Origin of the sequence: Streptomyces sp. V4I8 (genome assembly GCF_041261225.1) — a bacterium.
Lineage (GTDB): Bacteria > Actinomycetota > Actinomycetes > Streptomycetales > Streptomycetaceae > Streptomyces.
In genome coordinates, this window is sequence record NZ_JBGCCN010000001.1 from 5,077,023 (window position 1) to 5,098,031 (window position 21,009).

The following is a 21,009-nucleotide window of genomic DNA, read 5'->3' on the forward strand; positions in this document are numbered from 1 at the left end:
GGCCGACGGGGCAGCGGGGCCAGCGGGGGGGGCGATATCAGGGCACGGTCACCACGTCGGCCGAGCCGACACCCCGCCGTCCACCACCAGATCGTGCCCGGAGATCCACGACGCCAGCCCCGACGCCAGGAACACGCACGCGTCCCCCACGTCCTCCGGCCGCCCCAACCTCCCGGCCGGTGCCGCCCGTTCCCAGCGCCGCACTCCCTCCGGCCAGGCCTCCTCCAGCCCTTCCCGGTGGATCAGCCCGGGCGAGACGGTGTTCACGCGGACGCCGAAGGGGCCGTACTCCAGGGCGGCCGCCCGGGCGTGCGTCACCACCGCTGCCTTGGAGGCGGAGTAGTGGGCGTGCAACGGGGCGGGGTGGCTCGCCTCGATGGAGGCGATGTGGGTCACCGAACCGCCCCCCTCCTGCTCTCGCATGACCTCGGCCGCGGCCTGCGTGCACGCGAAGACGCTCGACAGGTTGGTGTCCACGACCGCCCGCCAGTCCGCCACCGTCATCCCGGACAGCTCCCGCGTCGGCTGGACGCCCGCGTTGTTGACCAGCGCCGTCAGCCGGCCACCGCCCCACTCGGCGGCCCCGGCGACCAGCGCCCGGCACGCCCCCTCGTCGGTCAGGTCGGCCTGCAGGACGAGAGCCCGCCCGCCCGACTTCCGGACAGTGCGCGCCACTTCGTCGGCCGCCCCCACCGCCGTACGGCAGTGCAGCACGACCGCCGCCCCCTCCGCCGCGAACCGCGTGGCGATTCCCCGCCCGATGCCGCCGCCCGCGCCCGTGATGAGGGCGACCTGTCCTTCGAGGAGTCCGCGTCCGCTCATGGACGGCACAGTGCCGCGATACGCGCGGCCTCGGAGGGATAGCGCGCCGTCAGGTCCGCCAGGTCGCCGTGCTCGTAGCCCTCGTAGGTGAAGCCGGGCGCCATCGTGCAGCCGAAGAAGGTCCAGGATCCGCCCGTCAGCACCCGCGCGCCCATCCAGGTACCGGCGGGCACGGTGAGCTGGATGTGCTGGCCTCGCAGGAGGTCGGGGCCGAGCACGGCCGTGCGGGACGTGCCGTCGGGCGCGAGGAGCAGGAGCTCCAGGGGGTCGCCGAGATAGAAGTGCCAGACCTCGTCGGACGGCAGGCGGTGCAGGGCCGAGAAGTCGTCCGCGGTGAGCAGCACGACTATCGCCGACCCCTGCGGGCGCCCGTCGGCCAGCTCCGGTCCCGCCCAGGTGCGGCGGAACAGCCCGCCCTCTCGCGGGATCGGCTCCAGTGCGTAGTGCGCGACGAGGTCTTCAGGTGTCACGCCGGGAAGGCTACCCCCCGGTCGAGGAAGGCCAGTTGGGCGTCCTTCCGCGGTAGGTACACCTCCGGGAGGTCGACCTCGGGCAGCACGACCGCCGGGCCCGCGGAGAAGCCCTGCCTGAGAAAACGGGCGACGGCCTTCTCGTTGCGCACGTCGGGGTCCACCACGACCCGCTGCCGGTCCAGGGTGAGGAAGACGTACGACATCACGACCGTCAGGAGCGCCGAGGTCCAACCGGGCCGCCCACCCCCGGCACCGGCGGGCGCCAGCAGCAGGTGGACGCCGATGTCGCCGGGGCGGACATCGTAGCACTCGCTGACGCGGTCGGCCTCCGGCTCGTACGTCTGGAGGAGCGCGACCGGGTCGGAGTCCCGCAGGACCAGGAAGGCGTGGTGGGTGTCGAGGGTGTCCATGTGGGCGTAGATCTCGGCCACCTGGTCCCTGGTCAGGCCGTTCATCCCCCAGAAGGAGGCCCGTTCCTCGGTGACCCAGCCGTGGACGATGTCGGCGTCGGCGTGTGCGGCGAGGGGCCGGATGCGGACGGTGCCGAAGCCCTCGACCACTTCCTCGTGAACCGGTTCGCCTACGGATGCGCGTACGGGTTCCCTGACGACCGTGGGCAGCTCAGACATCGGACTCCTTCTGGAGCTTGGTGAAATCGGTGACGACCGGGACCAGGTCTCCCCCGAGCCACAGGGGGAGTTGGTCACGGTGGTGGGGTGAACCGGGGATGCCGGAGGCGCCCAGCGGGACCACCCAGCGGCCGGCCTCGCGGTCGGCCAGGTCCCAGACGTAGCGGGCGGCGGGGCCGCGCGCGCTCAGGTCGGTGAGGCCGGGTACGGCCGAGGTGCACAGCACGCAGTCGTGGTCGCCGGAGAGGCCGGGTGCGTCGTACGACGGGTCGGCCAGCGCCCGCCACGGGGCGAGGCGGTGGGTGTCGCCCCAGGTGCCGCGCCGGGCTCCGGTGGGCAGCTCCGCGGCCACCTCCTCGACCGCCGCGCGGACGGTCTCGGCGCGGTCGATGCCGAACAACTCCTCGGCGCGCAGGAGGTGTTCGCAGGCGAAACCGACGCGGGGGAGCAGGGCCAGCCAGGGGAGGAGGACTTCCGGGTAGGCGGGCGGGACGGACAGCGCGGCGAAGGCCGGGTGCGCGGCCAGTCGCCGTACGACCGCGCCGCGCACCGCCGCGTACACGGCGGCCGCCTCGCTGTCCGCGTCCATACGGCGGTCCCAGCCCAGGAGGGTCTCCCGGACGCGGGCGGCCTCGGTGCTGAGGGTGTCGACGGAGCGCAGGAGGTCCAGCAGGGGTGCGGCGGAGGCCAGTTGGGTGTCCATGTGGATCGCCGGCATGTCGGCGGCCGACCAGCGCTCCTTCTCCCCCAGCAGGGCCGTGATGCGGTCGGCGCGGTGCGGCGGGGCGAACTCGATGCCCAGGGGTGCGGCGATGCCGCGCTGGTTGGCCATGGCGGCGACGCCGTCGACGAGCCCGCCCCGGGGCGTCTCGTGCCAGCCCTGCCAGTCGTGGCCGGGCTCCCAGGCGGCGACGAGCCGGACGCGGTTGGCCGCGGACCGCACCGGCACCTTCCCGGCGACGCGGTGCAGCAGGCCGCCCTCGGTGTCGGCGGCCTGGACGACGTTGACGGGCTCGGCCCAAAGGTCGACGGCACGGTCGACGTCGGCGACGCGGCGGGCGCGGAGGAGGGGGAGGAGGGCGCTGAAACCGAGGTCGGAGGTGACGCGGGGTGGGTAGCGGAGGGTGACGGCGAGGCGGGGCGGGGCGTCGTCGTCCAGGGGGCGGGGGAGCCCTTCGGACCCTTCGGACTCTTCGAACCCCACGGAGAAACCTTCCTGCACATCAGGGAGCCCCTCCGGCCCCCCGATCACCACCGGCCCCCGCCCCGTCTCGATCACCTCGACCTCGACCGGCTCCTCCCCCGCGACCTCCACGACCTCGGTGTGCCGCGCGGCGCGCCGCCACACCCCGTCCGGGTCCAGGGCCTCCACCCCCGCCCCGGTACGCCGCAACCGCTCCCGGTACAGGTCCTGGTAGTCGGCCATGGCGTTGGTGATGGCCCAGGCGACCGTGCCGGTGTGGCCGAAGTGGGCGATGCCGGGGATGCCCGGGACGGCGAGGCCGATGACGTCGAACTCGGGGCAGGAGAGGTGGATCTGCTGGTAGACGCCGGGTTCCTCGATGAAGCGGTGCGGGTCACCGGCGATGATCGGATGTCCGGTGACGGTCCGCTCCCCGCTCACGAGCCAGCCGTTGCTGCCGGAGGTGGCCGGCCCGTCGGTGGCGAACAGCTGGACCGCGTCGGCGCCGAGATGCCGTACGACCTGCTCACGCCAGAGCTTGGCCGGGAAGCCGGCGAAGAGGATGTGGATACCGAGCCAGACCCCGAGCGGGGTCCAGGGCTCCCAGCGGCCGGGGGCGAGCCCGGTCCGCGCGAACTCCGGCGTACGGCGGGCGCCCTCGGCCAGTCCCTCGTTCACCCCGTCGACGTACGCCCGCACCCACCCCGCCGACTCCGGGTCCCGTCTCTCCAGTTCGGCGAAGCAACGTCTCGCCGTGTCGTCGAGGCGGGCCCGTCTGACGAACCGGTCCCAGGGCAGGGCTTCCGCTCCGAGGAAGGACGCGGACGTGCCCTGGGAGCGGTGCCGTTCCACCTCCAGCTGCCAGGCGCGGTCGAGGGCGGTGACGCGGCCCTGCACCCGGGCGAGTGCCATCGCGTCGTCCGCGCGAAGATGCGGAATGCCCCAGGCATCACGGAAGATCTCGCCGGTCACCTGTGCCCCTCCTTTGCTTTAGGTTAGCCTTGCCTAAGTCATTGGTGCAGGAATGGTACGTGAAGGGTGAACAGGCCATGGGGCAGGGGCACGGCTGGGAGGGCGCGGTCCTGAAACTGCTGCGCGCGAAGGACTTCGTCTTCACGGTGACCGGTGCCGAGGACGTCACACCGCACTACCGCCGCGTGCACCTCACGGACGGCGGCATGCTCGCGGTGACCGGTGTCCACCCCACCATGTGGGTCCGCCTGTGGTTCGACAACGCGGGCAGGCCGCACCAGCGCGCCTACACCCTGGTCGACGCGGACCCCGCGGCCGGCACCTTCAGCCTGGAGTTCGCCCTGCACGAGGGGTGCGCCAGCGACTGGGCGCGGGCGGCGAAGCCCGGCGACACGATCGAGGCGACCATCCACGGCACGGGATTCGAGCAGCCCGAGCCCGCCCCCTCCCATGTCTTCGCCATCGCGGACCCGGCCTCCCTCCCCGCCCTCAACTCCCTCCTCACCGCCCTGGACTCGTCCCCGGCCACGGTGTGGTTCGAGGGCGGCGAACAGGACGGCCTGCCCTTCCGCACCACCCCCTCCCGCCACGACATACGGACGCTGCCGAGGCGCGACGCCGGAGCCCACCTGGTCGCCCAGGTGAAGGAGGCCCTGCCCGACCTCCTCAAGGGCACCCCCGACCCGTACGTCTGGATCGCCTGCGACACGGCGACGACCCGGGCCCTCACGTCGTACGTCCGCAAGGAACTGGGCCTGCCGAAGCAGCGCGTGAACGCGCTGGGGTACTGGCGCGCCTGACCCGGCCCACGGCTGCGGGGGCACGGCCCACGGCTGCGGGGCCTGGGGCGAGGGGGCATGATCGGGGGCATGGACGTCACCCTTCACCTCGCCCAGGACCCCGAGGCCGACGAGCTACTCGGCCGCAGCCCGCTCGCCGCGCTGGTCGGCATGCTGCTGGACCAGCAGGTTCCGATGGAGTGGGCGTTCAAGGGGCCGCGCACGATCGCGGACCGGCTCGGCGCGGACGACCTGGACGCGCACGACATCGCCGCGCAGGACCCGGAGGCCTTCGCCGCGCTGCTGTCGGAGAAGCCGGCCGTGCACCGCTACCCGGGGTCCATGGCCAAGCGGATCCAGCAGCTGTGCCAGTACCTCGTCGAGCACTACGACGGGGAGGCCGAGCTCGTCTGGTAGGGCGTCGAGGACGGTCGCGAACTGCTGCGCCGGCTGCAGGAACTGCCCGGCTTCGGCAAGCAGAAGGCCCAGATCTTCCTCGCCCTGCTGGGCAAGCAGCTGGGCGTACGGCCCAAGGGCTGGCAGGAGGCGGCGGGCGCCTACGGCGAGACGAAGTCCTTCCGTTCCGTCGCCGACATCACCGGCCCCGAGTCACTGGCCAAGGTGCGGGCCCACAAGCAGGAGATGAAGGCGGCGGCGAAGGCGGCGAAGGCCGCGGGGAAGTAGGCAACGGCGAGGGCGCCCGCGCGCAGGGGGCGCCGGGCCGCTTGACCCGGCCGTCAGTCGAGTGGACCGCCCCGAATGGCGGGGCGGGCCGGGTCGTTCTCAGCATGGATCATGACCGAGCCACCGACCGGCTCCCCCTGGGGCCGGGACTACGACGACCGGCGGGTCCATGCCGGGCAGCCGCCCGGGGCGGGGCCGGGTCCGGGCACAGGCAGAGGTGCGGGCGCGGGTACGGCCCATGAGCCCGAGCCGGCCTTCGAAGGCCCCCTGCACGCCCTCTCCCGCGCCGCCTGGCAGGTAGTCCTCGGCACCGGCGTCTGCTCGCTGATCCTGGGCGTCCTGGTCCTGGTCTGGCCGGGCGCCCCGCTCTTCGTCTCCGGGGTGCTCTTTGGCCTCTACCTCCTGATCAGCGGCGTGTTCCAGCTGGTGTCGGCCTTCGGCACGCACCGGACGACCTCGCTGCGGGTGCTGGCGTTCATCAGCGGCACCCTGTCGGTCGTCCTCGGTCTGTTCTGCTTCCGCCGCCCGATGCAGTCGATCCTGCTGCTCGCCCTGTGGATCGGCATCGGCTGGCTCATCCGCGGTATCACCCAGACCCTGGCCGCCGCCTCCGACAAGTCCATGCCGGCGCGCGGGTGGCAGATCTTCCTGGGGATCGTCACCGTCATCGGCGGCATCGTGCTGATCGACTCCCCGATCGAGTCGGTCACCGTGCTGATGTGGCTCGGCGGGTGCTGGCTGGTGGTGGTCGGCGTCGTCGAGATCGCCCTCGCGCTCCGGATCCGGGGGCGGGCCCGCCAGGTCCCGCACGAGCTGTGATACGCGCGGCGAGCCGGTACGCCGTGCGGGCGGTTCTCGCCCCGGACGGGATGAACGTCGTACGGCCACCGGGGAGATGACCTTCCGTGAGTGCCGCGAGTACCGCACGATGCCGCTCGCGCAGCCACGCCTGGCTGCGGGCACTCGTGCTGCTGCTCGCCCTGCTGGTACCGGGCGCCCACGCCCAGGCGCACGCCCTGCCCGCCCTGACCGGTGCCCCCGGTGCCTCGGGTGCCTCGGGTTCGGGTGAGGTCGCCGAGCACGACGTCCTGGACACGGTCCTGCGGCCACCGGCCCGAGCCGACCGCCGCAACGCCGTACGGCCGGCACGGCTGAGCCCCGGCCCGCCGCCGAAGCCCGCGCGCGGCGTCCGGGCGTGCCCGCCCCGCCCCGCGCCGCCACGGCCGCCGTACCTCTCGCACATCCTGCGCACGGTGGTCCTGCGCTGCTGACAGACCCCGGCACGAGGTCAGTCAGCAACGGCACAAGGAGCAGGAGCACAGCCATGCCCACCGACCACTACGCGGTCCTGCGCGCCCTGCTGCGCGCGGAAGCCGTACGCAACACACCCAAGCCGCAGTCGAAGAAGGAGAAACCGCAGCATCCCCCGAAGGACCGGGGGCGCGGCTGAGACGGGCGCGGCGGAGGCGGAACTTCTCCGGGTCACCGCCTCCGCCGCGCCGTACCGAAGACCGATCGGGTGATCTCCCGCCCGATCTGCGTACCGATCGACCGAGCCAGGGACTTGAACATGCCGCTCCCGACGACCTGTTCCACGACGGACGGCTGCTCCTTCTGCTCCCTGGCCCTGTGCTCCCCGGCCTTGCGTTCGCCGGCGCTCCGCTCCCCGGCCGTCGCCGCCTCGCGCAGCTCGTCCGGCCCCTTCGCGCCGCGGGACGCCTCCAGCCTCTCGTACGCCGACTCCCTGTCCACAGCCTGTGCATACCGCCCGTACAGCGCGGACGCCGTCACCGCCCGCTCCAGCGCGCCCGCCTCCACCGGCCCCATCAGTGACTGGGGGGCCCGCAGCCGGGTCGCGGCGACCGGCGTCGGGGCGCCCTTCTCGCTCAGCACGGTCACCACGGCCTCACCGGTGCCGAGGCCGGTGAGGAGCTCCTCCAGGTCGTACGCCGAGTCGGGGAAGGTCTTCACCGTGGCCTTGAGCGCCTTCTGATCGTCCGGGGTGAAGGCGCGCAGCGCGTGCTGGACGCGGTTGCCCAGCTGGCCGAGCACCTCGGCGGGTACGTCCTTCGGTGTCTGCGTCACGAAGAAGACGCCGACCCCTTTCGAGCGAATCAGCCGCACGGTCTGTGTGATCGAGTCGAGGAAAGCCTTCGACGCGTCGTCGAACAGCAGATGCGCCTCGTCGAGGAAGAACACGAGCTTCGGCCTGTCGACGTCCCCGACCTCGGGCAGATCGTGGAAGAGGTCGGCGAGCAGCCACATCAGGAAGGTCGAGAACAGCCGCGGCCTGTCCTGTACGGCGGGCAGTTCGAGGACCGACACCACGCCCCGCCCGTCCGGCGCCGACCGCAGGAACTCGCCCGTGTCGAACTCCGGCTCCCCGAAGAAGCCGGCCATGCCCTGTGCCTCGAAGGCGGTGAGGGAACGCAGGATCACCCCGGCCGTGGCGGTCGAGAGCCCACCGATGTTCTTCAGTTCCGCCTTGCCCTCGTCCGAGGTCAGGAAGGCGACGACCGCCCTGAGGTCCTTGAGGTCGACCAGCTCCAGGCCCTTGGTGTCGGCGTAGTGGAAGATCAGGCCGAGGGACTGTTCCTGGGTCCGGTTGAGCTGGAGGACCTTGGCCAGCAGCACCGGGCCGAAGCTGGTGATCGTGGCGCGTACGGGGATGCCTCGGCCGATGCCGCCGAGGGCGTAGAACTCCGCGGGGAAGCCGGTCGCCGTCCACTCCTGGTGCACCTCGGAAGCACGGCTGCGGATCTTGTCGTTCGACTGCCCCGGCGCCGCGAGCCCGGACAGATCGCCCTTGACGTCCGCCAGGAACACCGGCACACCCTGTGCCGACAACTGTTCGGCGATCAGCTGGAGCGTCTTGGTCTTGCCGGTACCGGTGGCACCCGCGACCAGTCCGTGCCGGTTGAGCATGGCCAACGGGATGCGGATCTGCGCGTCGGGCAGGCAGTCGCCGTCCCAGAGAAGGGCTCCCAGATCGAGGGCGGGACCGGCGAAGGCGTACCCGGCGGCGATCTCCAGGGCCTCCTGCGGAAGGGCGGGCGCACTGCCCCGCGCCTCCGGAGCCGCGGAGGGCGGCACGGTGCCGGGGCCGGCCTTGGGCGTGCTCTCTCGATCGCTCATGTCAGCCCTCCACGCCCTTTCGCCCTTCAGCCCTTCAGAGGTCCTCCGGACCCATTCGGCCCCACTCCGGCTTCCGATCCGACGCCGTGTTCCGCCGCCCTCAGGCCGTCACCTCGGCTTCCGTTCGGGCCTGTTCCCGCTTCCGATCCGGCCGCCGCCCTCTCGCCCTTTGCCGGTTCATCCCGTTTTGCTATCGCTTTTCCAGCGTCGCACTCCGTCGTCATGGCTGCGCCCGGAACGTCTTGACCGGTAGGCTTTCCGTGTGATCTTCAAGCGCATCGGAAACGGCCGGCCGTACCCCGACCACGGCCGGGAAAGCACCCGGCAGTGGGCGGACGTCGCGCCGCGCCCGGTCCGCCTCGATCAGCTCGTGACGACCAAGGGTCAGCTCGATCTGGAAACGCTGCTCGCCGAGGACTCCACGTTCTACGGCGACCTCTTCGCGCACGTCGTGAAGTGGCAGGGCGACCTGTATCTGGAGGACGGCCTCCACCGGGCGGTGCGGGCGGCGCTCCAGCAGCGCCAGGTGCTGCACGCGAGAGTCCTGGAACTGGACTGACCCCGGGCCGACACGACCGGGGCGTCCCCTGTTGCCCCTTTCGGGTTGGACCGCGCGGCCTCGAATGATCATCTAGTAGGCATTGCCGCTCGGGCGCACTACGCTGCGCCCATGAGCATGCTGACTCCCCCGGGCATGGGCGGCCGGTACCGGATCAAGGGGGACAAGTACCCGCGGATGCGCCGTCCCCGGCGCCGCGGCAGGCTCGTCGCCGTCACCGTCGCCTCCGCCGCAGCGGTCGGCCTGATCGGCTGGGGCACTCTGCAGCTCATCGACGTCTTCACCGGCGGCGGAGACGCCTCGGCGGCCCCGAGGGCCGACTGCGGGACCAGGGCGACGCCCTCGGCCACGGCTTCCGCCCCCGCGGCGCTGCCCGAGCCGGGCAAGGTCACCGTCAACGTCTTCAACGCCACGACCCGCAGCGGCCTCGCCAAGCAGACCGCGGACGAGTTGAAGAAGCGCGGCTTCAAGATCGGTGACGTGGGCAACGCGACCAAGGAGTACGACAAGAAGGTCAAGGGCACCGCACTCCTGCTGGGTCCGGCCGCGTCCCTGAACACCTCGCTGCCCGTCCTCGCCACCCAGCTCGGCACCGCCGAACGCCGCACCGACGCCGCCCGCAAGAACGCGACCGTCGACCTGATCATCGGCGACAAGTTCAGGGAGCTCACGAAGAAGGCGGACGCCGACAAGGCACTGACCGCACTGGCCAACCCGAAGCCGACGCCCGGCGCCTCGAAGAACGCCTGCTGAGCAACGCCCCGAAAGGGGCGCGGGGGACTGCGCGACAAGCCACAACGAGCCCGCAGTCGCCATGCATCCGCACCCCTACGGCGAAAAGGCGCGTCCAGCCGCCCCTTACTCGGCCGCCCCGTAAAGGCGGTCCCCCGCGTCCCCCAGCCCCGGCACGATGTACCCGTGCTCGTTCAGGTGGTCGTCCACCGCGGCCGTCACCACGGTCACCGGCGTCCCCGCCAGCTCGCGCTCCATCAACTCGACGCCCTCGGGCGCGGCCAGCAGCACCACGGCCGTCACATCGTCCGCGCCCCGCTTGATGAGCTCGTGGATCGCCGCGACCAGCGTGCCGCCCGTGGCGAGCATCGGGTCCAGGACGTACACCTGACGGCCGGAGAGGTCCTCCGGCATCCGCGAGGCGTACGTGGAGGCCTCGAGCGTCTCCTCGTTGCGGATCATGCCCAGGAAGCCCACCTCGGCGGTCGGCAGCAGCCGGACCATGCCGTCCAGCATGCCGAGGCCGGCGCGCAGGATCGGCACCACCAGCGGGCGCGGGTGGGAGAGCTTGACGCCGGTGGTCCCGGTGACCGGGGTCGTGATGTCGACCGCTTCGGTGCGCACGTCCCGCGTGGCCTCGTAGGCGAGCAGGGTGACCAGCTCGTCGGCGAGCCGACGGAAGGTCGCGGAGTCGGTGCGCTGGTCGCGCAGCGTGGTGAGCTTGTGGGCGACCAGGGGGTGGTCGACGACGTGGAGACGCATGTCCACAACATTAACCGGGCCGGGTAGGCCCAGCGCCCTCACACGCGGCAAGCCACAGGCCAACGCATCAGCCTCGCGCTGGCATCAAACCGCCCATCAGGGGGAAAGTGGGAGGGACATACCGGGGGTGGTGTGCCTATGCCTGATCGTGAGTCCGCGCCGGACACCGCGCAGGAGGAGGCGGACGCCGCGCGCCGTCGGCGCCGCGCCCAGTTCCTGCGGGAGCTCGCCGAGGCCCGCGCCCTGCGGGACCGCGTCCAGCCGCGCCGCGCCAAGGCGGCCCGTCTGCGCCACGCCCTGCGCATGCGAACGTTCCGCTGGTAGAGGGAGGCTCCGGGGAAGATCCCCGCCCTTCGGGGGCGTTGGAGCGGTGGGCGTGCGTGGACCGCTGGAAAAGCCGCGTACGATCCGCACGTGGCGGCAACGAGTGTGCTGGTGAGTCCTTCACGGACGTGCTCGCGGACCCCTCGGGCCAACGCGATCAAAACTGCCGGACACAGGGAGCCGAAGACGTCTCCTGAACGCCTTGTTTCTGCCACGATTCCGAGTGGGTGGGCTCGGAGCACAGCTCTCCCCGCCCCAACCTCCGCCGGGGGGACCCCCAACCGGCACGCCTATGACCAGTGGGAGAGTCACGGTGTACTTCGCCGCACTGCTCGCGCGCACCGAAGACGGGTGGGAAGCGAGCGACACAGAGCTCGACGATGTGGAGACCCTGTCGGATCTGGCCGAGCTGGCCCGTGAAGCCTCACCCGAGGACGACACGGTGCTTGTGCTCATCGAGCAGGAGGACGCCTGGTTCGGCGTCGTCCGGATCGACGGCGAGGACGACCCTCGTATCTACGTCTCGGACGCCGCCGCCGCTGCCCGCAGCAGCTACGGGGAGATCCTGCTCACCGACGAACTGCTCGGAAGAGAGCCCGGCGACGACACCGCCGACCTGGACTCCCTGGACCTCGACGGCACGGAGGAGCCCGACGGCGACTCCGACGACGAGGACGGCGGCTCCGCCGAAGCCGTTCCGCACAGCCCCGTCGGTGATACCGAGATCCTCGACGACCTCGGCGTCGGCGAGAAGGAGCTGAAGGCCCTGGACGCCGAGGACGCGCTGGGCACGATCGCCGAGGCGCTGGGTGCCTCGGAGGTGCTGGAGACCGTCCGCTGACCTCGTTCGACCAGGGGCCGGGGGCCGAGGTGCCCGACCCCGTACGCGACCGCTGGCGGGCCGCGATGCGGCTCGCCCTGGACGAGGCCGAACTGGCCGTCCGGGGCGGGGACGTCCCCGTCGGCGCCGTCGTGCTGTCCGCCGACGGTACGACCGTGCTCGCCGTCGGCCACAACGAGCGCGAGGCGACCGGCGACCCGACCGCCCATGCCGAGGTCCTGGCGATCCGGCGGGCGGCGGCGAAGGCCGGGGAGTGGCGGCTCGCCGGCTGCACGCTCGTCGTCACGCTGGAGCCCTGCACCATGTGTGCGGGCGCGATCGTGCAGTCCCGGGTCGACCGGGTCGTGTACGGCGCCCGGGACGAGAAGGCCGGCGCGGCGGGCTCCCTCTGGGACGTCGTACGCGACCGGCGGCTCAACCACCGGCCCGAGGTGATCGAGGGCGTGCTCGCCGAGGACTGCGCCCGGATTCTCACCGAGTTCTTCCGGGACCGGTGACACGAGGGGCTTCCGGGATCGGTCGTACGAGCTCGGTGAATACCGATTTCGGAGCACGGCCCGGCGTGCTGTAAGGTCTCCCTCGGTAGCGTGTCCGAGCGGCCGAAGGAGCTCGCCTCGAAAGCGAGTGTGGCGCAAGTCACCGAGGGTTCAAATCCCTCCGCTACCGCTCTCGGAAGGGCCCCGTCGAAAGACGGGGCCCTTCGTGCGATCATGTGCGGTCGATGGGGCAAAAGTGACTGGGGAGGCCGCTGTGGCGGTGAATTCGAAGAAGGTCGCCGTCTATGTCGTCGCGGTCTTCGTGCTCTACGTGATCATCACGGACCCGGCCAAGGCGGCCGACTACGTCCAGATAGGGTTCGAGGGCATATCGGACGCCGCCCAGGCCGTCGGTGACTTCATGACATGGATCGCCAACGGAGGCGACAGCTAGGGCCTGCCGCAGGCCACGTCTTCCGGGAGTACGCATGATCCGCCACCTGGTCCTCTTCAAGCTCAACGAGGGCGTCCGGCGCGACGACCCCCGGGTCGTGGAGGGTGTCGAGGCCTTCCGGTCGCTCGAGGGCAAGATCTCCGAGATCCGGCACTGGGAGCTCGGCTGGAACGTCAGCGACCGCCCCATCGCCTACGACTTCGCGATCAACTCCGCCTTCGAGGACGCGGCCGCCCTGCGCGCGTACGCGGAGCACCCGGAGCACCAGGCGGGCGTCAAGCTGTGGCGGGAGTTCGCCACCTGGGTGATCGCCGACTACGAATTCTGAGCCGCGGTACCCCGGATCCTCCCCGGACCCCCAGAGCCCTCCGCCGCAACGCGGGGGGCTTTCGCGTGTCTTACGCACCGATCCATTCCCAACACGGGATTATGCGGTGCTTGAACACAATGAACTGTCTTGTGATGCTATGACCGCTTTTGACGGATGAGTTGATGGATCACGAGGTGGAGTTGACCGTGCCGGCCAGTACTGCGCCTCAAGCCCCGACCCAGGAGGACACCCCCGCGCCCACGCCGCCCCGCAGCCGCGGCGCGGACACCCGGGCGCTCACCCAGGTGCTTTTCGGGGAGCTCAAGGAGTTGACGCCGGGCACGCCGGAGCACAACCGCGTGCGCGGGGCGCTCATCGAGGCCAACCTCCCGCTCGTGCGCTACGCGGCCGCCCGCTTCCGCTCCCGCAACGAGCCGATGGAGGACGTGATCCAGGTCGGCACGATCGGGCTCATCAACGCCATCGACCGCTTCGACCCGGACCGGGGCGTGCAGTTCCCGACGTTCGCGATGCCGACCGTCGTCGGCGAGATCAAGCGCTACTTCCGCGACAACGTCCGCACGGTCCACGTACCGCGCCGGCTGCACGAGCTGTGGGTCCAGGTCAACAGCGCGACCGAGGACCTGACGACCAGCTTCGGGCGCACGCCCACCACCGCCGAGATCGCCGAGCGGCTGCGCATCACCGAGGACGAGGTGCTGTCCTGCATCGAGGCCGGACGGTCGTACCACGCGACCTCGCTGGAGGCCGCACAGGAGGGCGACGGGCTGCCCGGGCTGCTGGACCGGCTGGGCTACGAGGACCCCGCCCTGGACGGCGTGGAGCACCGCGACCTCGTCCGGCACCTGCTGGTGCAGCTCCCCGAGCGCGAGCAGAGAATCCTTCTTCTGCGCTACTACAGCAACCTCACCCAGTCGCAAATCAGTGCGGAACTCGGGGTCTCCCAGATGCACGTTTCGAGGCTACTCGCGCGTAGCTTCCAGCGATTGCGTTCGGCGAACCGGATCGACGCGTAACCGCAAACAGGAGCGACCGGTAACCGTCACGAGCGAATCGCTCACCAGGGCGGATCCCGACAGTTCTGGCCCGAAAGACCGTCAGACCCCCTTTATCCAGGGCGGATTCAAGTCTCACATGTCGACATGTCACTACAGCGTGTTGCCGACATGTGACATTCTTCGGGAAGCGCGTTTGCCGTGGCTTCGGCTCCGGTATTCAGGTGAAGGCTGGCGTTCCTCGATCGGAGCGTTCGCCACGACCGTCCCGCGACCCAAAGGGGGTGGCATGTCCGCAGACCAGGGCAGCTCGAAGGTGCTCACGCTCACAAAGAGCGAGTCCGCGCCCGACGCCGCGCTCGACGACGTTTCACCCCTGGAGGCCGTTCCGGCCCCAGCCCTCCCGGCATCGGAGTCCATCGACACCCGCACCCTGTCCCGCTCCCTGTTCCTGCGGCTCGCCGCACTGGACGAGAACAGCCCCGAGCGTGCCTACGTCCGGGACACCCTGATCGAGCTCAACCTCCCCCTCGTGCGCTACGCGGCGGCCCGCTTCCGCTCGCGCAACGAGCCGATGGAGGACATCGTCCAGGTCGGCACCATCGGCCTGATCAAGGCGATCGACCGCTTCGACTGCGAACGGGGCGTGGAGTTCCCGACGTTCGCGATGCCGACGGTCGTGGGCGAGATCAAGCGCTTCTTCCGCGACACGTCCTGGTCGGTGCGCGTGCCGCGCCGGCTCCAGGAGCTGCGCCTGGCCCTCACCAAGGCCAGCGACGAGCTCTCCCAGAAGCTGGACCGCTCCCCGACGGTGACCGAACTCGCCACCGTCCTGGGCGTGTCCGAGGAGGACGTCGTCGACGGCCTCGCGGTCGGCAACGCGTACACCGCCTCCTCGCTGGACTCCCCGGCCCCGGAGGACGACGGCGGCGAGGGCTCGCTGGCCGACCGGCTGGGCTACGAGGACACGGCGCTGGAGGGCGTCGAGTACCGCGAGTCCCTCAAGCCGCTGCTGGCCAAACTGCCGCCCCGTGAGCGGCGGATCATCATGCTGCGCTTCTTCGCCAACATGACCCAGTCGCAGATCGGCGAGGAGGTCGGCATCTCCCAGATGCACGTCTCCCGACTGCTGACCCGGACTCTGGCGCAGCTCCGCGAGGGCCTCATCTCCGACTGACCCCTTCATATTTGACGAAGCGTCAGCCACCATGGCCCGATGCTTCGCGCGAAGTGGTCGACATGGACGACCTGGACACCCGGCCGTCGGTGCGCCCTGATCGGCGCGTCGACGGCCGTCGTCTGCGTGGGCGGGGTGCTGGCCGCGTGCGGAGGCGGCGGGAGCGGTGACGGGTACGTCGCCACGGGGGCGGCGGGAGGGCCGCCCCGCGTCTCCGGTACGGCGGTCGGGCCGACGGGCGAGGTGACGCTGGTACCGCTCGACGGGCCGGAGGACGGTAGCGGTGGTGGCGGTGCCGGCAACCTGCCTGGTCCGGAGGGGAGTCAGGAACCGTCCGCCGGCCCGGCAGGAGCCGAAGGTCCCGCCCGCCGCCCGAGCGACGCCGCCCCGGAACCCTCGGTCACGCCGACCGACTCGGCCGCCCCGCCCAGCAGTTCGCCCGCACCTTCGTCGCCCCAGGCCCCCGCGACCACCGCCTCACCCGCGAAACTCGCCGTGAGCGACCCCGTACGGGAACCCACGGACCAGCGCTGGTGCGAGAAGGTGACCCTCGGCTTCCACAACTCGGGCGGCACCGCGGTGCGTTCCGGCACCGTCACCTTCGGCACACACGTCATCGGCGCGCTCGGCATCGACTGGGCGACGGTCGAGTCCACGCGGGAAGTCCCGGCGCCGATCGGGGCCGGGGCGCGCGAGGAGAAGACCTGGACGGTGTGCGTCGACGCCTGGCGCGTGCCGCTGGGCATGCACATCGAGACGCGGGACGTCACCGTCCGGTGGAAGTGAACCCGGCGGTGGACCGGCAGTGACTACTTGAGCGCCAGCCAGGCCACCGCCGCCACGATCACCACCGCGGCGATCACGCCGACGATCAGGCCGATGCGCGGACCGGAGGAGGCGGCCGCCTGCTGCCGACCGCCCTGCGGGCCCTCGTCGACGAACGCGCGGAACATCTGGGTACTGCCTGCGGGGTCGTGGTTGCCCTGGGGGCCCTGGGTGTTAGCCATGGCCTGAGACCCTAGCGAATTCGCCCGTTCGGCCCAAGTGGGGGCTCCCGCCCTGCACAGGGGGTTACAGGACCCACCCCACCTGCACATTTACGGTCGCAATACTTGCCTTTGCCAAGTTTTTGCGGCCCGAGTCCGCCCATTTATTTGCCTGTAGCAACCAACATCTCCTATGGTTGCCCTAAGCAACAAAGACGGAGGTGTGATGGCCGAGCAGGCGCAGTACGAGGAGCTGGTGCGCCAGTTCAGCGCCTTCGGCGCCGTGAAACGGGAGATGGGACGGACGCTGCCGTCCGACTGCCCCTCCGGTTCCGCCGCCGTACTGACGTTGCTGGCCCGCCACGGGGAGATGCGCATGAGCAAGCTCGCCGAGCTGCTCGCCGTGGACATGTCGGTCACCAGCCGCCATGTCACCCATGTCGCCGAGCGCGGCTGGATCGAGCGCTCCCCCGACCCGGCGGACAAAAGAAGCCGCATCCTCCGCCTCACCCCGGCCGGTGAGGACCGGGTGCGGGAGATGTCCCGGCGGACCACGCAGCTGCTCGCCGAGCGGCTGAGCGAGTGGACCGACGACGACGTCGCCGAGCTCACCCGGCTCATGGCCCGGCTGAGGGCCAGCTTTGACGACTGCCGTACACCCGCGATCACCCAGTAAGAGAAGGAAGTCCATGGCAACGACCACACCAGCCGGTGTGCGGGCCCACGCCAAGCACTCATCAGGCGCCCACGCCGACGGCGCTCCGATGTCGCACCGGCAGATCATGGAAGCGCTGACCGGGCTGCTGCTCGGCATGTTCGTGGCGATCCTGTCGTCGACGATCGTCTCCAACGCCCTGCCCGACATCATCAAGGACCTCGGCGGCGGCCAGAGCGCCTACACCTGGGTGGTCACCGCGTCGCTGCTGGCGATGACCGCGTCCACCCCGCTGTGGGGCAAGCTCGCCGACCTGTTCTCCAAGAAGCTGCTCATACAGCTGGCCCTCGTGATCTTCGTGGCCGGCTCCGCGCTGGCCGGTCTGTCGCAGAACGCCGGGATGCTCATCGCGTTCCGCGCGGTGCAGGGCATCGGCATGGGTGGTCTGTCGTCGCTGGCGCAGATCATCCTGGCCGCGATGATCTCCCCGCGTGAGCGCGGCCGCTACAACGGCTACCTCGGCGCCACCTTCGCCACCGCGATGGTCGGCGGCCCGCTGATCGGCGGCGTCATCACCGACACCGACTGGCTCGGCTGGCGCTGGTGCTTCTACGTCGGCGTGCCCTTCGCCGTCGTCGCCCTGATCGTGCTCCAGCGCACCCTGCACCTGCCGGTCGTGCGCCGGAAGGTCAAGGTCGACTGGGCGGGCGCCTTCTTCATCACCGCAGCGGTCTGCCTGCTCCTGGTCTGGGTCACCTTCGCCGGTGACAAGTACGACTGGCTGTCGTGGCAGACGTACGCGATGACGGGTGGCGCACTCGCGCTGCTGCTGATCTTCATCCTCGTCGAGTCCAAGGCGAGCGAGCCGATCGTCCCGCTGCGCCTGTTCCGCAACCGCACCATCACCCTCGCCTCGCTGGCCTCACTCTTCGTCGGCATCGCGATGTTCGCGGGCACGATCTTCTTCAGCCAGTACTTCCAGCTGGCCCGCGACAAGTCGCCGACCATGTCCGGCGTCATGACCATCCCGATGATCGTCGGCCTGTTCGTCTCGTCGACCGTCTCCGGCCAGGTCATCACCCGCACCGGCCGCTGGAAGGCCTGGCTGCTGGCCGGCGGTGTGCTGGTGACGGCGGGCCTCGGGCTGCTGGGCACGATCCGCTACGACACCGAGTACTGGCACGTCGCGATCTTCATGGCCCTGCTGGGTCTCGGCGTCGGCATGATGATGCAGAACCTGGTCCTCGCCACGCAGAACCAGGTGGACCCGAGCGACCTGGGCGCCGCCAGCTCGGTGGTGAACTTCTTCCGCTCGCTCGGCGGCGCCATGGGCGTCTCGGCGCTCGGCGCGGTCCTCAGCCACCGCATCACCCACTACGCCGAGGAGGGCCTGACCAAGCTCGGCGTGCAGGGCTCCTCGGGCCACGGCGAGATCCCCGACCTCGACGCGCTGCCCGCGCCCGTCCGCACGGTCATCGAGAGCGCGTACGGTCACGGCGTCGCGGACGTCTTCCTGTACGCCGCGCCGATCGCCTTCCTCGCCCTCCTGTTCGCCCTGTTCATCAAGGAGGTCCCGTTGAAGACGAAGGGCGCCCCTGGCCCAGGCCGCCGAGGGCACCGAGCCCGGGACGCCGGAGCCGGCCGAGGCCGCCGCGCCGGCCGCCGCCGCGCAGGAGCGGGTCCCGAGCTGGGCCACCGCCACCTCCGACACCGAGGCTGCTTCCGACGGCACCCAGAAGCTCGCCGCCGTCGCCACGGTGGCCCGCCCCGAGGAGACCACCGGTTCGTCCGGCGGGGTCCCGGTCCGCGGCTTCGTGCGGGGCGCCGAGAGCGCGCCGGTGCCGCAGGCGGCGGTCACGCTGATCTCGCTGGCCGGACGGCAGCTGGGCCGGTCGGTGGCGCAGGCCGACGGTTCGTACGCGGTCGACGCGCCCGGCGCGGGCTCGTACGTCCTGATCGCCTCCGCCGACGGCTTCCAGCCGCAGGCCTCCACGATCGTCGCGGACGGTGACGAGCCGGTGGCGTACGACATCCTGCTCAGCGGCACCAGCGGCCTGACCGGTGTGGTCCGGGCCGCGGGGAGCGCGCTGCCCGTCAAGGACGCGATGGTGATCGTCACCGACGTCCGCGGGGACCTGCTGGCCACCGCCGCCACCGGGGAGCAGGGCGAGTTCGGCTTCGCCGAGCTGGTGCCGGGTGCCGTGACCGTCGCGGTGAACGCCGCCGGATACCGGCCGCGCGCCCTGCCCGTCGAGATCGGCGGCACCGGGGTCACCCGGATCGAGGTCGACCTGGAGGCGGGTGCCCAGGTCCAGGGTGTCGTACGGGCGCCGCACGGTCCGCTGGCCGACGCGCGGGTCACTCTGGTCGACGCGGCGGGCAACGTGGTCGGCACGGCGACGACCGGGACGGACGGGGCGTACGCCTTCACCGACCTGGACGGCGGCGAGTACACGGTCATCGCGACGGGTTACCCGCCGGTGGCGACGGCACTGACGGTGACCGGCCGCGGCGCGGACGGCCACGACATCGAACTCGCCCACCCCGGCGAGTAGCAGGACCCCGGCCCGTGGTGTGCGGCGCGCTCCGAGCGGAGGTGCGCCCCGCCACGGGCCGGATTCTTTATGGCCAATTTGTAAGTCTTTGCAGGGAGTTGGACGGGATGGGGCTGACGGGACTGACCGCGAGGATCCGTACCCGGGACGGATGGGCCTTGTCGCACGCCGTCGTCACGGTGACCGACATGACCGGAACGCAGGTGCTGCGGGCGGAGGCGGACGCGGAGGGGGCCGTACGGGACGCGAATCCGCTGGCCCCGGGGGCGTACACCGTCATCGTCACCGCCGTCGGCTACGCGCCCGCCGCCGCGAGCGCGATCGTCACGGCGAGCGGGCGGGCCGAGGTCGGCACGGTGACGCTGGCCCGGCAGGGCGGCACGGAACTGCCGCCGCCCGGGCCGTGGACCATCGACCCGGCGCACTCCGGCGTGGCCGCCGTGGCCCAGCACCTGGGGATCTCCAGCGTGCGGGGCCGGTTCACGCACTTCGCGGGCGCCATCGAGATCGCGCCCGACGACGTCACCAAGTCCCGGGTGGAGGCGGTGATCCGGGCCGACTCGATCGACACGGGCAACGACATGCGGGACGGGCATCTGAAGTCGCCGGACTTCCTGGATGTGGAGAAGTACCCCGAGATCACGTACCGGTCGACGGGGGTCACGGCGGCCGCGGGTTCCGACCGCTGGACGGTCCACGGCGAGCTGGGCATGCACGGCGTCGTACGGCCCGTGGACCTGGACCTGGCCTACCTCGGCACCGGGGCCGACCCCTGGGGCGGGACGCGGGCGGCGTTCCGGGCGACGACGGAACTCCATCGGGACGACTTCGCCATGAACTACAACCAGGTCGTGCAGGCCGGCATCGCGGCCATCGGCACGACGCTGAAGGTGGAGCTGGACATCCAGGCGGTGCAGGGGGAGTCGCTGCCGCAAGGATAGGCACGGCAGGGTCACGCTGAGCGGGCCCGCCTGCGCCTAGGCTGAGCCCCATGGCACCGAACATCGCGACGAACAACCGCGTCTCGCTCGAAGAGTTGCTGGACTTCGTACGGCCTCGTCATCGCGCTCTCCTGCTGACCCGGCGGGCCGACGGCAGCCCGCAGGCCTCGCCGTTGACCTGCGGGGTCGACGACTCGGGGCGGATCGTGGTCTCCACGTACCCCGAGCGGGCGAAGACACGGAACGCGAAGCGGGATCCTCGGGTCAGTGTCCTCGTGCTCAGCGACGACTGGAACGGGCCGTGGGTGCAGATCGACGGGTCCGCCGAGGTGATCGACTCGCCGGAGTCCGTGGAGCCGCTCGTGGAGTACTTCCGGAACATCTCGGGGGAGCATCCGGACTGGGACGAGTACCGGGCGGCGATGGTGAAGCAGGGGAAGTCGATTATCCGGGTCACGCCGGAGAGGTGGGGGCCGGTGGCGACCGGTGGGTTTCCGGCGCGGCTTGTCGAGGGCGGCGCCTGACAGGCACGGTCCCGCGCCCC

At 71.2% G+C, this 21,009-nt stretch carries 24 protein-coding genes, 1 tRNA gene and 2 pseudogenes; 20 read left to right on the forward strand and 7 right to left on the reverse strand.

The annotated features are described in order from the left end of the window. Positions 1 to 48: 48 nt before the first annotated feature. The 4 genes from ABIE67_RS22950 to ABIE67_RS22965 are packed head-to-tail and all read right to left on the reverse strand — an operon-like array spanning position 49 to position 4,079. The gene (locus ABIE67_RS22950) at positions 49 to 822 is read right to left on the reverse strand and encodes an SDR family NAD(P)-dependent oxidoreductase (protein WP_370260426.1); all 774 of its coding nucleotides are present in this window, start codon (positions 820 to 822) and stop codon (positions 49 to 51) included. After that, complete coding sequence (locus tag ABIE67_RS22955) at positions 819 to 1,292, reverse strand: cupin domain-containing protein (RefSeq protein WP_370260428.1); 474 nt, start codon at positions 1,290 to 1,292, stop codon at positions 819 to 821. The genes ABIE67_RS22950 and ABIE67_RS22955 overlap by 4 nt, the downstream gene beginning before the upstream one ends. Then, complete coding sequence (locus ABIE67_RS22960) at positions 1,289 to 1,924, reverse strand: GNAT family N-acetyltransferase (protein WP_370260429.1); 636 nt, start codon at positions 1,922 to 1,924, stop codon at positions 1,289 to 1,291. The genes ABIE67_RS22955 and ABIE67_RS22960 overlap by 4 nt, the downstream gene beginning before the upstream one ends. After that, positions 1,917 to 4,079 (reverse strand): penicillin acylase family protein, encoded by a 2,163-nt coding sequence (locus tag ABIE67_RS22965; RefSeq protein ID WP_370260430.1) that lies wholly within the window; start codon positions 4,077 to 4,079, stop codon positions 1,917 to 1,919. The genes ABIE67_RS22960 and ABIE67_RS22965 overlap by 8 nt, the downstream gene beginning before the upstream one ends. A 77-nt stretch (positions 4,080 to 4,156) precedes the next feature. Here ABIE67_RS22965 and ABIE67_RS22970 point away from each other — a divergent pair, with 77 nt between their 5' ends. From ABIE67_RS22970 to ABIE67_RS22990, 5 genes and pseudogenes are all read left to right on the forward strand, one after another. Continuing rightward, complete coding sequence (locus ABIE67_RS22970) at positions 4,157 to 4,879, forward strand: siderophore-interacting protein (protein ID WP_370268823.1); 723 nt, start codon at positions 4,157 to 4,159, stop codon at positions 4,877 to 4,879. Between the two features lie 69 nt (positions 4,880 to 4,948). After that, a pseudogene (locus tag ABIE67_RS22975) lies at positions 4,949 to 5,542 on the forward strand (HhH-GPD-type base excision DNA repair protein). 111 nt (positions 5,543 to 5,653) lie between these two features. After that, positions 5,654 to 6,361, forward strand: coding sequence for an HdeD family acid-resistance protein (locus tag ABIE67_RS22980; RefSeq protein ID WP_370260431.1), 708 nt, complete (start codon positions 5,654 to 5,656; stop codon positions 6,359 to 6,361). 86 nt (positions 6,362 to 6,447) lie between these two features. After that, positions 6,448 to 6,813, forward strand: a complete 366-nt coding sequence (locus ABIE67_RS22985; RefSeq protein ID WP_370260432.1) for a hypothetical protein — start codon at positions 6,448 to 6,450, stop codon at positions 6,811 to 6,813. Positions 6,814 to 6,866: 53 nt separating this feature from the next. Next, on the forward strand, positions 6,867 to 6,992 hold the full coding sequence (locus ABIE67_RS22990; protein ID WP_370260433.1) for a hypothetical protein: 126 nt from the start codon (positions 6,867 to 6,869) through the stop codon (positions 6,990 to 6,992). 32 nt (positions 6,993 to 7,024) lie between these two features. Here ABIE67_RS22990 and ABIE67_RS22995 read toward each other — a convergent pair whose 3' ends face one another. Further along, on the reverse strand, positions 7,025 to 8,677 hold the full coding sequence (locus tag ABIE67_RS22995) for a helicase HerA-like domain-containing protein (RefSeq protein WP_370260435.1): 1,653 nt from the start codon (positions 8,675 to 8,677) through the stop codon (positions 7,025 to 7,027). A gap of 262 nt (positions 8,678 to 8,939) precedes the next feature. Between ABIE67_RS22995 and ABIE67_RS23000 the strand changes: the two genes are divergently transcribed. Both ABIE67_RS23000 and ABIE67_RS23005 read left to right on the forward strand, forming a co-directional pair. Beyond that, positions 8,940 to 9,236, forward strand: coding sequence for a type II toxin-antitoxin system VapB family antitoxin (locus ABIE67_RS23000; RefSeq protein WP_003999914.1), 297 nt, complete (start codon positions 8,940 to 8,942; stop codon positions 9,234 to 9,236). A gap of 135 nt (positions 9,237 to 9,371) precedes the next feature. Continuing rightward, positions 9,372 to 9,989 (forward strand): LytR C-terminal domain-containing protein, encoded by a 618-nt coding sequence (locus tag ABIE67_RS23005; protein ID WP_370268825.1) that lies wholly within the window; start codon positions 9,372 to 9,374, stop codon positions 9,987 to 9,989. 105 nt (positions 9,990 to 10,094) lie between these two features. Here ABIE67_RS23005 and upp read toward each other — a convergent pair whose 3' ends face one another. Further along, on the reverse strand, positions 10,095 to 10,730 hold the full coding sequence (gene upp, locus ABIE67_RS23010) for a uracil phosphoribosyltransferase (RefSeq protein ID WP_370260437.1): 636 nt from the start codon (positions 10,728 to 10,730) through the stop codon (positions 10,095 to 10,097). A gap of 138 nt (positions 10,731 to 10,868) precedes the next feature. On the opposite strand from upp, the gene ABIE67_RS23015 reads away from it, so the two are divergent. From ABIE67_RS23015 to ABIE67_RS23055, 9 genes are all read left to right on the forward strand, one after another. Further along, the gene (locus ABIE67_RS23015; RefSeq protein WP_370260438.1) at positions 10,869 to 11,054 is read left to right on the forward strand and encodes a hypothetical protein; all 186 of its coding nucleotides are present in this window, start codon (positions 10,869 to 10,871) and stop codon (positions 11,052 to 11,054) included. A 313-nt stretch (positions 11,055 to 11,367) separates the two neighbouring features. Next, complete coding sequence (locus tag ABIE67_RS23020) at positions 11,368 to 11,895, forward strand: hypothetical protein (protein ID WP_370268827.1); 528 nt, start codon at positions 11,368 to 11,370, stop codon at positions 11,893 to 11,895. A gap of 65 nt (positions 11,896 to 11,960) precedes the next feature. Continuing rightward, the gene (gene tadA, locus ABIE67_RS23025; RefSeq protein WP_370268829.1) at positions 11,961 to 12,392 is read left to right on the forward strand and encodes a tRNA adenosine(34) deaminase TadA; all 432 of its coding nucleotides are present in this window, start codon (positions 11,961 to 11,963) and stop codon (positions 12,390 to 12,392) included. 84 nt (positions 12,393 to 12,476) lie between these two features. Beyond that, positions 12,477 to 12,561: transfer RNA gene (locus ABIE67_RS23030), tRNA-Ser, on the forward strand. Positions 12,562 to 12,645: 84 nt separating this feature from the next. Next, positions 12,646 to 12,825, forward strand: a complete 180-nt coding sequence (locus ABIE67_RS23035; protein WP_370260439.1) for a hypothetical protein — start codon at positions 12,646 to 12,648, stop codon at positions 12,823 to 12,825. A 34-nt stretch (positions 12,826 to 12,859) separates the two neighbouring features. Next, the gene (locus tag ABIE67_RS23040; RefSeq protein WP_370260440.1) at positions 12,860 to 13,153 is read left to right on the forward strand and encodes a Dabb family protein; all 294 of its coding nucleotides are present in this window, start codon (positions 12,860 to 12,862) and stop codon (positions 13,151 to 13,153) included. 164 nt (positions 13,154 to 13,317) lie between these two features. After that, positions 13,318 to 14,172 (forward strand): RNA polymerase sigma factor SigF, encoded by an 855-nt coding sequence (locus ABIE67_RS23045; protein WP_370260441.1) that lies wholly within the window; start codon positions 13,318 to 13,320, stop codon positions 14,170 to 14,172. A 268-nt stretch (positions 14,173 to 14,440) separates the two neighbouring features. Further along, on the forward strand, positions 14,441 to 15,328 hold the full coding sequence (locus tag ABIE67_RS23050; protein WP_370260442.1) for an RNA polymerase sigma factor SigF: 888 nt from the start codon (positions 14,441 to 14,443) through the stop codon (positions 15,326 to 15,328). A 39-nt stretch (positions 15,329 to 15,367) separates the two neighbouring features. Then, complete coding sequence (locus ABIE67_RS23055; protein ID WP_370260444.1) at positions 15,368 to 16,114, forward strand: hypothetical protein; 747 nt, start codon at positions 15,368 to 15,370, stop codon at positions 16,112 to 16,114. A 23-nt stretch (positions 16,115 to 16,137) separates the two neighbouring features. Here ABIE67_RS23055 and ABIE67_RS23060 read toward each other — a convergent pair whose 3' ends face one another. Beyond that, a complete protein-coding gene (locus ABIE67_RS23060; RefSeq protein WP_370260445.1) occupies positions 16,138 to 16,335 on the reverse strand; it encodes a hypothetical protein in 198 nt (65 codons plus the stop codon). Between the two features lie 205 nt (positions 16,336 to 16,540). Here ABIE67_RS23060 and ABIE67_RS23065 point away from each other — a divergent pair, with 205 nt between their 5' ends. From ABIE67_RS23065 to ABIE67_RS23080, 4 genes and pseudogenes are all read left to right on the forward strand, one after another. After that, the gene (locus ABIE67_RS23065) at positions 16,541 to 16,990 is read left to right on the forward strand and encodes a MarR family winged helix-turn-helix transcriptional regulator (protein WP_370260446.1); all 450 of its coding nucleotides are present in this window, start codon (positions 16,541 to 16,543) and stop codon (positions 16,988 to 16,990) included. Between the two features lie 13 nt (positions 16,991 to 17,003). Then, positions 17,004 to 19,524, forward strand: a pseudogene (locus ABIE67_RS23070) (MFS transporter). A gap of 107 nt (positions 19,525 to 19,631) precedes the next feature. After that, the gene (locus ABIE67_RS23075) at positions 19,632 to 20,465 is read left to right on the forward strand and encodes a YceI family protein (RefSeq protein ID WP_370260448.1); all 834 of its coding nucleotides are present in this window, start codon (positions 19,632 to 19,634) and stop codon (positions 20,463 to 20,465) included. A gap of 50 nt (positions 20,466 to 20,515) precedes the next feature. After that, entirely contained in the window at positions 20,516 to 20,989 is a 474-nt protein-coding gene (locus ABIE67_RS23080; protein WP_370260449.1) for a PPOX class F420-dependent oxidoreductase, read from the forward strand. Positions 20,990 to 21,009 lie beyond the last annotated feature (20 nt).

Excerpts from the sequence above, each read along its gene's own strand:
- ABIE67_RS22995 (WP_370260435.1), bottom strand. The coding sequence starts at position 8,677 with ATGAGCGATCGAGAGAGCACGCCCAAGGCCGGCCCCGGCACCGTGCCG.
- ABIE67_RS23060 (WP_370260445.1), bottom strand. The coding sequence starts at position 16,335 with ATGGCTAACACCCAGGGCCCCCAGGGCAACCACGACCCCGCAGGCAGT.
- ABIE67_RS23040 (WP_370260440.1), top strand. The coding sequence starts at position 12,860 with ATGATCCGCCACCTGGTCCTCTTCAAGCTCAACGAGGGCGTCCGGCGC.
- ABIE67_RS23065 (WP_370260446.1), top strand. The coding sequence starts at position 16,541 with ATGGCCGAGCAGGCGCAGTACGAGGAGCTGGTGCGCCAGTTCAGCGCC.
- ABIE67_RS23050 (WP_370260442.1), top strand. The coding sequence starts at position 14,441 with ATGTCCGCAGACCAGGGCAGCTCGAAGGTGCTCACGCTCACAAAGAGC.
- tadA (WP_370268829.1), top strand. The coding sequence starts at position 11,961 with ATGCGGCTCGCCCTGGACGAGGCCGAACTGGCCGTCCGGGGCGGGGAC.
- ABIE67_RS22970 (WP_370268823.1), top strand. The coding sequence starts at position 4,157 with ATGGGGCAGGGGCACGGCTGGGAGGGCGCGGTCCTGAAACTGCTGCGC.
- ABIE67_RS23075 (WP_370260448.1), top strand. The coding sequence starts at position 19,632 with ATGGGGCTGACGGGACTGACCGCGAGGATCCGTACCCGGGACGGATGG.
- ABIE67_RS22980 (WP_370260431.1), top strand. The coding sequence starts at position 5,654 with ATGACCGAGCCACCGACCGGCTCCCCCTGGGGCCGGGACTACGACGAC.
- ABIE67_RS23015 (WP_370260438.1), top strand. The coding sequence starts at position 10,869 with ATGCCTGATCGTGAGTCCGCGCCGGACACCGCGCAGGAGGAGGCGGAC.
- ABIE67_RS23055 (WP_370260444.1), top strand. The coding sequence starts at position 15,368 with ATGCTTCGCGCGAAGTGGTCGACATGGACGACCTGGACACCCGGCCGT.
- ABIE67_RS22990 (WP_370260433.1), top strand. The coding sequence starts at position 6,867 with ATGCCCACCGACCACTACGCGGTCCTGCGCGCCCTGCTGCGCGCGGAA.
- ABIE67_RS22960 (WP_370260429.1), bottom strand. The coding sequence starts at position 1,924 with ATGTCTGAGCTGCCCACGGTCGTCAGGGAACCCGTACGCGCATCCGTA.
- ABIE67_RS23080 (WP_370260449.1), top strand. The coding sequence starts at position 20,516 with ATGGCACCGAACATCGCGACGAACAACCGCGTCTCGCTCGAAGAGTTG.
- ABIE67_RS23005 (WP_370268825.1), top strand. The coding sequence starts at position 9,372 with ATGGGCGGCCGGTACCGGATCAAGGGGGACAAGTACCCGCGGATGCGC.
- upp (WP_370260437.1), bottom strand. The coding sequence starts at position 10,730 with ATGCGTCTCCACGTCGTCGACCACCCCCTGGTCGCCCACAAGCTCACC.
- ABIE67_RS23045 (WP_370260441.1), top strand. The coding sequence starts at position 13,318 with ATGGATCACGAGGTGGAGTTGACCGTGCCGGCCAGTACTGCGCCTCAA.
- ABIE67_RS22950 (WP_370260426.1), bottom strand. The coding sequence starts at position 822 with ATGAGCGGACGCGGACTCCTCGAAGGACAGGTCGCCCTCATCACGGGC.